Genomic DNA, 8,421 nt, shown 5'->3' with positions numbered 1-8,421 from the left:
ACATTGCAGGATACATAGACCATTTTTTCCGGTACATAAGTTAGGATGGTATCTAATAACTTGTCGTCTAAACCCGTCCGAGGAGGATCTACTATCAGGGCATCTGCTCGGTAGCCATCTTGATACCAGCGTGGAATAATCTCTTCTGCTGTTCCCACTTCGTAATGGGTATTGTCAAATCCCATTTTTTTAGCATTTCGCTTGGCATCTTCTATGGCTTCCGGAATAATATCCATTCCTCTGAGACTCTTGACCTTCTTTGCGAAGGCAAATCCGATCGTCCCAACACCGCAATAGGCATCGATCAGATGGTCTTCTTTACTGACATCCAGAGCCTTAACTGCTTCACTATAGAGAATTTCTGTCTGCTCCGGATTAAGTTGATAAAAAGCTCGGGGCGAGAGAGAAAACTCATAGTCGAGTACTCCTTCTTGAATGCTCTCTTGGCCCCAGATAATTTCCGTCTTTTCACCATAGATTTCACTTGTTTTTTCTGTATTTGTATTGACGGCAACCGTGACGACTTCTGGAAAAGCCTTGACTAGGTCTTTGACTAGTTGATTCAAATTAAGCTGGCGATTCGTGACGATGATTATCTGGACTTGTCCTGTTTTTCTTGCTCGACGTACCATGATGGTACGAACGCCTAACGTTTTTCTCTCATCTGTAATTGGAATTTGGTGGTAAGTAAGAAGTTCAGCTAGGCAATTCGCTATCACTTGGGTTTCCTTATCTTGTACCAAGCAATCTTTTAACTCTACGAGGTAATGAGAGTTTTGCGCATACAAACCTGCCTTGACCTGATTTTTAAATTTTCGAGTCTGGAATTGAAGCTTAGCACGGTAGTACTTTGGTTCCTGCATTCCGATAGTTGGACGGATTTCATAGTTTTCATATCCTGCAGGAGCAAATTTTTTCAGGGCTTGATGGAGCAGATCCGTTTTGAACTCTAACTGTTTATCGTAGTGGAGGTGCATGATTTGGCAACCACCACATTCATTATAAATCGTACAAGCTGGCACGACTCGAAATTTAGACTTCTTATTAACCTTTAGTAATTTGGCTTCAACAAAGTTACGTTTAATAGAAGTAATTTGACAATAGATGTCTTCTCCTTTGAGGGCGCCTGGCACAAAAACGAGGGTTTTCTGATAGAAACCGATTCCCTCACCATTGATGCCCATCCGCTTGATTTTTAAAGGTATTTTTTGTTTGACTTTCAGATTCATACCCCTATCTTATCACATTTTAGGGTATAATAGAACTATGAAAATCACAAAACTTGAAAAGAAAAAACGTCTCTACTTGATGGAACTAGATGGACAGCAAACCTCTTATATCACGGAAGATACCATTGTCCGTTTTATGTTGTCTAAAGATAAGGTCATTAGCAAGGAAGAATTGACCGAGATTCAGGACTTTGCCCAGTTCTCTTATGGTAAAAATCTCGCCCTCTACCATCTATCATTTAAAGCTCGAACCGAAAAGGAAGTTCGTGAGTATCTGAAAAAGTATGATCTTGATGAAAAAATCACTAGTCAAGTTATCGCTAATCTTAAAGAAGACAACTGGATTAATGATCGTCAGTATTCCTACTCTATTATCAATGCCAATCAACTTTCTGGAGATAAGGGACCTTACGTGCTAGCTCAAAAACTATCTCAAAAAGGGATTGCCAAATCAACTATTGAAGAGATTTTAAAGGATTTTGATTTTTCAGAGGTTACTCATCGTGTGGCGGAGAAACTACTTAAAAAATACACAGGAAAGCTTCCCGCTCGTGCCTTGCAGGATAAGATTATTCAAAACTTGACCAACAAAGGCTTCTCCTATGCTGATGCTAAAAATGCCTTTGACGACTTGGATAGTAAAGTTGACCAAGAAACGACTCAAGAACTTATTTTTAAAGAGCTAGACAAACAATATGCTAAGTATGCTCGAAAGTATGAAGGATACGAACTTAAACAACGTTTAACCCAAGCTTTAGCTCGGAAAGGCTATGATTTTTCGGATATAGCAAGCGCTCTCAGAGAATATCTTTAATATTTTCGTGTAAAATTCAAAAAAATTAGACCAATTTATGATATAATAGTAAACGATAAACTTATAAATTGTAGAAAGTTGGTTAGTTATGAAACTTCCAAAAGAAGGCGACTTTATTACAATTCAAAGTTATAAGCATGATGGGAGTCTTCACCGTACTTGGCGGGACACCATGGTACTAAAAACAACAGAGAACGCTATTATTGGCGTCAACGACCACACACTTGTTACCGAAAGTGACGGTCGTCGTTGGGTAACTCGAGAACCGGCTATTGTTTACTTTCACAAAAAATATTGGTTTAATATCATTGCTATGATTCGCGATAATGGAATTTCCTACTATTGCAATATGGCCAGCCCCTACTATCTAGATGAGGAAGCCCTGAAATACATTGATTATGATTTGGATGTCAAGGTCTTCACTGATGGTGAAAAACGTCTCTTAGACGTTGAAGAGTATGAGCGCCATAAACGCAAAATGAAGTATTCTGATGATTTAGACTATATTTTGAAAGAGCATGTTAAAATCCTTGTTGATTGGATCAACAATGGACGCGGTCCTTTCTCAGAGGCCTATGTCAACATTTGGTACAAACGCTACATAGAACTAAAGAATCGGTAAAGTTGTCAATCTGGGGTGAGAGCCCTGGTTTTTTTATTTGAAAAACCCAGCTTTTCGGCTGGGTTGATTTCTATATATCTAATTTAGTCACAGTAAACTTGATGTGGGAATAGTCTTTTTCAACATCCTTATCCAACAAGAAAGCCGTGGCATCCTTCTTAACCTGAACAAGGTCAATGTTCTGGGCTTGAGCCGCATAGACGCAACCACAATAACATTGACGATAGATATCATACTCCTCGCACATCTCAACCGAGCGCTTGTAGCCTTGATTTTTCTTGAAATCACTTGGAAGATAGTGAGTGGTATAAATCTTTTGTACATCGATTCCGATGCTGTTGATGGTTTGAGAATTCTTATGGGGACTGATGGTCAAAGCTGAACCAAAGTAGTCGAAGCCCAAGTCCATAGCTACCTGTGCTGTTTTGTCCAAACGGTAGTCAAAACAAACCTTGCAACGGTCACCACCTTCGGGTTCTTCTTCCAGTCCTCTGACTAACTTCCGGTATTCATTTGGTTCGTAGGGAGCTTCTAGGTACTGAACCGTATTGCCTGTTCGCTCATTGAAATCACTAACAAATTTTTGGGTGACGTAAGCCCGTTTGTGGTATTCTACCTTAGGATGGATGTTAGAGTTGGCAAAATAGATGGTCACATCCGCATACTTGGTCAGGTACTCTAGGGTGTAGGTACTACAAGGAGCACAGCAAACATGCATGAGAATAGTTGGACGTTGCTCATTTTTCTCCCAAACCTGAACCATTTTCTGCATGACACGGTCATAATTAATCTTCTGATTGGGATTCATCTTGCTCAGAATTTCTTCTACATCGATCATGTTCTTCTCCTTTTTCTAGTCTTATTTTATCATATAAGTTAGGAGAGCTCAAATCAATTTTAGAAGAGAAAACCATAAAAGGAGGGATGCATGTTCCCTCCTTTTGTGTTTTTTATAAGTTACTTTTACATCATGCCGCCCATCATGCTTGGATCCATGGCTGGAGCTGGGGCTGCTGGTTCTGGTTTATTGGCTACGACTGCTTCTGTTGTTAAAATCAAGCTAGCCACAGAGGCTGCATTTTGTAGGGCTGAACGGCTCACTTTCACTGGGTCAATGATTCCTTCTTCAATCATGTTGACCCATTCGCCAGTTGCTGCGTTGAAGCCTGTACCAACTTCAGCATTCTTCAAGCGGTCAATAACAATAGAACCTTCAAATCCTGCATTGTGGGCGATTTGACGAACAGGCTCTTCCAAGGCACGGAGAACAATATTGCGTCCTGTCGCTTCATCTCCTGTCAATTCCAAATCAGCCACTGCTGGAATGACATTGGCAAGAGCAGTTCCACCACCTGCAACGATTCCTTCTTCCACGGCTGCACGAGTAGCGTTGAGGGCATCTTCAATGCGGAGTTTCATTTCTTTCAACTCAGTTTCAGTTGCAGCACCGACCTTGATCACTGCGACACCACCTGACAATTTTGCCAAGCGTTCTTGCAATTTTTCGCGGTCAAATTCAGATGTTGTAGTTTCAATTTGGGACTTGATAACTGCAACACGGTGAGAAATAGCTTCAGGATTTCCAGCACCTTCTACGATAACAGTGCTATCTTTGTCCACAGTTACTCTCGCTGCTTGACCAAGCGCCTCAATTGTCGCGTCCTTCAACTCAAGGCCAAGATCTTCTGTGATGACTGTTCCGCCTGTCAAGATGGCGATGTCTTCAAGCATCGCTTTGCGACGGTCACCGAAGCCAGGTGCCTTAACTGCAACTACGTTGAAGGTTCCACGAATCTTGTTCAATACAAGAGTAGGAAGAGCTTCACCATCCACATCATCTGCAATAATCAAGAGAGGACGGTTGCTTTGAAGAATGCTTTCTAGGAGTGGCAAGATTTCTTGGATATTGGAAATCTTCTTGTCAGTAATCAAAATGTATGGATTTTCAAGATCAGCCACCATTTTTTCGCTATCTGTCACCATGTACTGTGAAAGGTAACCACGGTCAAACTGCATTCCTTCCACAACTTCAAGTTCTGTTTCCATACCACGTGACTCTTCAATAGTGATGACACCGTCTTTACCAACTTTTTCCATAGCTTCAGAAATGTATTCACCGACTTTTTCAGAACGAGAAGATACAGCAGCAACCTGAGCAATAGCTTCTTTGTTGGCAACAGGGATAGCATTGTTTTTCAAGGCTTCTACAGCTGCGGCAACTGCTGCTTCAATCCCTCGACGAATGCCGATTGGATTGGCACCTGCAGTGACGTTTTTGATTCCTTCGCGGACGATCGCTTGAGTCAAGACTGTTGCAGTTGTCGTTCCGTCACCTGCGATATCATTGGTCTTTGAAGCTACTTCTGATACCAATTTGGCACCCATATTTTCAAAATGGTCTTCCAACTCGATTTCTTTGGCAATGGTCACACCGTCGTTGGTGATGAGAGGTGAACCGAATGATTTTTCCAACACAACGTTACGACCTTTTGGTCCCAAGGTTACTTTAACAGTGTCTGCAAGGATATCGACACCACGGACCATAGCTGAACGAGCATCAGATGAAAATTTAATTTCTTTTGACATACTTACTTTCTCCTTCTATTCTTCAATGATTGCCAAAATATTGGCTTCGCCTACGATGATGTACTTTTCATCTCCATCTTTGACATCAATACCTGCATGAGCTTCAACTAAGACACGGTCTCCAGGTTTAACGCTTGGAGCCACCAAGTCACCATTCAAGGTACGAACCCCTTGTCCAGTAGCTACAACTTGGCCTGTCTTTGTTTTTTCTTGGGCTGAGCCCGCAAGGACAAAGCCTCCAACAGTTTGTTCTTTTTCTTCGATTTTCAAGACCACACGGTCTCCTAATGGTTTCAACATCTGTTTTCCTCCATGATAAACTACATATTATTAGCACTCTTTATAACTGAGTGCTAATTCATAGTTCTATTGTATCACTTGGTCAGAAATAGTCAAGAAAAAAGTCTGACTTTGGCAAGATAAAAAGTCTGACACCAACTCAGACTTTTCAATGTTTATACTCAATGAAAACCAAAGAGCAAACTAGGAAGCTAGTCGTAGGTTGCTCAAAGCACTGCTTTTAGGTTGTAGATAGAACTGACGAAGTCAGTTACCTATACCTACAGCAAGGTGAAGCTGACGTGATTTGAAGAGATTTTCGAAGAGTATTAAAATGGCAATTCTTCCTCTTCCAAGACCAAATCTGCCAAATCCTGTCCTGCATTATTTTCACGCATGGCACGTTGGGCGCGGCTTTCCAAAAGTTGGAATCCTGTGGCAAGGACTTCAGTCACGTAGTTCATCTGGCCATTTTTCTCAAAGCGACGGGTACGAAGTTCTCCATCCACAGAGATAAGACTACCTTTAGTTGCGTAGCTTGCCAAGGTTTCAGCCAATTTCCCCCAAAGAACAAGATTGACAAAGTCAGCTTCACGTTCCCCATTTTGGTCTTTGTAACGACGGTTCACAGCGATAGTTGCACGCGCTACTGACTTGTCGTTGTTGGTTTTGTGCAATTCTGGTGTAGACGTCAAGCGCCCGATCATGATAACTTTATTATACATATTTTCTTCCTCCTACTTATCTATTCGCAAGGAATCAAAAAAAGTTACAGAAATTTGTAACTTTTCGAAGAAATTTTTTATTTTTTATGCACCATGAAACCTGTCGCCTGTTGATTGGCCATAATGGTCATATCTGTAATCTGCACACGGCGAGGCTGACTGGTCACATAGACAACTGTATCTGCAATATCTTGAGCTTGCAAGGCCTCAATTCCCTGATAGACGGTGGCAGCCCGCTCTTTGTCACCATGAAAACGTACTGTAGAAAAATCTGTTTCGACGATCCCTGGCTGAATGGTAGTTACCTTGATATCCGTTGCGATGGTATCAATTCGCAGACCATCTGAAAAAGTCTTAACTGCTGCCTTGGTGGCTGAGTAAACAGCTGCCCCAGCATAGGCATAGATTCCTGCGGTCGATCCCATATTGATAATATGTCCCTGATTGGCTTTTACCATTTCTGGCAAGAAACAGCGAGTAACTGCCATCAACCCCTTGACATTGGTATCCAACATGGTCAGCATATCCAATTCTTCGTAGTCTTGATAGGGAGCCAAGCCAAGAGCTAGTCCAGCGTTATTGACCAAGATATCAATCTGACCTATCGTTTCCAAAATATCGGAGCAGACCGTCTTGACCATGGTCATATCCGTGACATCCAGTGGAAAAGTCCAAACTGTTTGATTTGGAAAAGTTTCTGCAAACTCCGACTTAAGGGCCTCTAGTCTGTCTGTCCGTCGCCCTGTTAGAACGATATTCTCCCCCTGCTCCAGATAAGCACGCGCAATCGCCTCACCGATTCCTGATGTTGCTCCTGTAATCACTACATTTTTTGCCATTTTATTTCCTTCTATCTGGTCTATCAGATACTGACAACTTCCTAGGCAGTCCAGTGTTTGGCTGGGTCAAATGGAGTTCCGACAACTTGGTCTTCTGATAATTCAATAACCCCTCGTTTTTGAGGAGCATTTGGCAGCTGCAATTCACGAGGACTACACATCATGCCAAAACTCTTTTCACCACGAAGTTCGCCTGGGAAAATGAGGTTGCCTTTTGGCATCATCGCTCCAGGAAGAGCTACAATGGTTTTCAACCCCACACGCGCATTGGGAGCCCCTGCAACGATTTGCACTGTCTTGTCACTTGCGACTGCCACTTGGCAGATGTTGAGGTGGTCACTATCTGGATGAGCTACCATCTCGATAATCTCACCAACAACAAACTTAGGTTCCTTGTCATTGACAATTTCTTCTGTAAATCCTTCCGCTCGCAACTCTTGGTTTAAACGAGCGACTTGCTCATCTGTCAAAAAGACTTGACCGCGCTCTGCAATTTCAAACAAACTTGAAACTTCGAAAATATTCCAAGCTACTGTTTCCCCATTATCTTTGAGGAAAACACGGGCTACTTTGCCTTTGCGCTCCACGTCTAGTTTGGCATCTCCGCTGTTTTTCACGATGATCATAAGGACATCGCCAACATGTTCTTTGTTATATGTAAAAATCATTGTTTTCTTTTCTCCTATTTCAGTCCAGCTAAAAAATCGTTGATTTGTTCCTTACTTTTACGGTCGCGATTGACAAATCGGCCGATTTCCTTGTCCTTTTCTAGCACAACAAGACTAGGAATTCCGTACACATTCCAGAGTTTGGCCAGATCCATGTACTGGTCTCGGTCCACTCGAATAAATGTGAACTCTGGATTGGTCTCCTCGATCTCTGGCAAGGATGGATAGATATAACGACAATCGCCACACCAGTCTGCCACAAAAAGGAAGACCTTCTTGCCATCTTGTTCGACAAAACCTGCTAGTTCTTCTATACTATTGGGAATAATCATAAGGCTTCCTCCTCATAGACTAGGTCTTCATTTTCATAGACAAAGGTATAGTGACGACCATCCTCGAAAATGACTCCTCCGACAAGTCGCTCAAGGCTACTTTCGTAGACTTGAACATAGAGAGTCGCAATCTCACCCATATCTGAGAAAAGTTCGCGCACGATAGCGGTCAACTCTTCCTGAGTCTTCATGAGCTTGTGATTATCTGCTGCTTTTTTAGCCCCCAAAGCAAGGGCACTTAGACCAGCCACAGTCAAGCCAGTCATCCATAATTTCTTAGCTTTCATACCATTCATTGTAACACAAAAAGGGCTCTAGGACAAATAG

The 8,421-nt window shown here is 42.1% G+C and carries 11 protein-coding genes; 2 read left to right on the top strand and 9 right to left on the bottom strand.

Features of this window, described 5'->3' with window-relative positions:
* On the bottom strand, window positions 1–1,229 hold a 1,229-nt coding region (rlmD, locus tag MK385_RS09715; RefSeq protein ID WP_268725951.1), incomplete at its 3' end, for a 23S rRNA (uracil(1939)-C(5))-methyltransferase RlmD.
* A 37-nt stretch (window positions 1,230–1,266) separates the two neighbouring features.
* On the opposite strand from rlmD, the gene recX reads away from it, so the two are divergent.
* Both recX and ntdP read left to right on the top strand, forming a co-directional pair.
* Complete coding sequence (gene recX / locus MK385_RS09710; RefSeq protein ID WP_268725950.1) at window positions 1,267–2,043, top strand: recombination regulator RecX; 777 nt, start codon at window positions 1,267–1,269, stop codon at window positions 2,041–2,043.
* A gap of 88 nt (window positions 2,044–2,131) precedes the next feature.
* Window positions 2,132–2,665, top strand: coding sequence for a nucleoside tri-diphosphate phosphatase (ntdP, locus tag MK385_RS09705; protein ID WP_000775318.1), 534 nt, complete (start codon window positions 2,132–2,134; stop codon window positions 2,663–2,665).
* Between the two features lie 70 nt (window positions 2,666–2,735).
* On the opposite strand, the gene MK385_RS09700 is transcribed toward ntdP, so the two are convergent.
* From MK385_RS09700 to MK385_RS09665, 8 genes are all read right to left on the bottom strand, one after another.
* Complete coding sequence (locus MK385_RS09700) at window positions 2,736–3,503, bottom strand: epoxyqueuosine reductase QueH (RefSeq protein ID WP_268725949.1); 768 nt, start codon at window positions 3,501–3,503, stop codon at window positions 2,736–2,738.
* 125 nt (window positions 3,504–3,628) lie between these two features.
* Window positions 3,629–5,251 carry a chaperonin GroEL gene (groL, locus tag MK385_RS09695; protein ID WP_000031555.1) on the bottom strand — a complete coding sequence of 541 codons (1,623 nt, stop codon included), beginning with the start codon at window positions 5,249–5,251 and terminating at the stop codon, window positions 3,629–3,631.
* Between the two features lie 15 nt (window positions 5,252–5,266).
* Window positions 5,267–5,551, bottom strand: a complete 285-nt coding sequence (gene groES / locus MK385_RS09690; RefSeq protein WP_084921628.1) for a co-chaperone GroES — start codon at window positions 5,549–5,551, stop codon at window positions 5,267–5,269.
* 308 nt (window positions 5,552–5,859) lie between these two features.
* Window positions 5,860–6,255 (bottom strand): single-stranded DNA-binding protein, encoded by a 396-nt coding sequence (locus MK385_RS09685; RefSeq protein ID WP_000282459.1) that lies wholly within the window; start codon window positions 6,253–6,255, stop codon window positions 5,860–5,862.
* A gap of 77 nt (window positions 6,256–6,332) precedes the next feature.
* Window positions 6,333–7,094: an SDR family NAD(P)-dependent oxidoreductase gene (locus MK385_RS09680; protein WP_084921627.1), complete on the bottom strand. Its 762-nt coding sequence runs from the start codon at window positions 7,092–7,094 to the stop codon at window positions 6,333–6,335.
* A gap of 41 nt (window positions 7,095–7,135) precedes the next feature.
* Window positions 7,136–7,762, bottom strand: a complete 627-nt coding sequence (gene ytpR / locus MK385_RS09675) for a YtpR family tRNA-binding protein (RefSeq protein ID WP_125398213.1) — start codon at window positions 7,760–7,762, stop codon at window positions 7,136–7,138.
* 14 nt (window positions 7,763–7,776) lie between these two features.
* Window positions 7,777–8,094, bottom strand: a complete 318-nt coding sequence (locus MK385_RS09670) for a thioredoxin family protein (protein WP_070800414.1) — start codon at window positions 8,092–8,094, stop codon at window positions 7,777–7,779.
* Window positions 8,091–8,390 carry a DUF4651 domain-containing protein gene (locus tag MK385_RS09665; protein WP_002879788.1) on the bottom strand — a complete coding sequence of 100 codons (300 nt, stop codon included), beginning with the start codon at window positions 8,388–8,390 and terminating at the stop codon, window positions 8,091–8,093. Before MK385_RS09665 ends, MK385_RS09670 begins: the two co-directional genes overlap by 4 nt.
* Window positions 8,391–8,421 lie beyond the last annotated feature (31 nt).

Origin of the sequence: Streptococcus oralis (assembly GCF_026782125.1) — a bacterium.
Classification (GTDB): Bacteria; Bacillota; Bacilli; order Lactobacillales; family Streptococcaceae; genus Streptococcus; species Streptococcus oralis_CE.
This window is presented reverse-complemented; position numbering and strand designations above follow the sequence as displayed.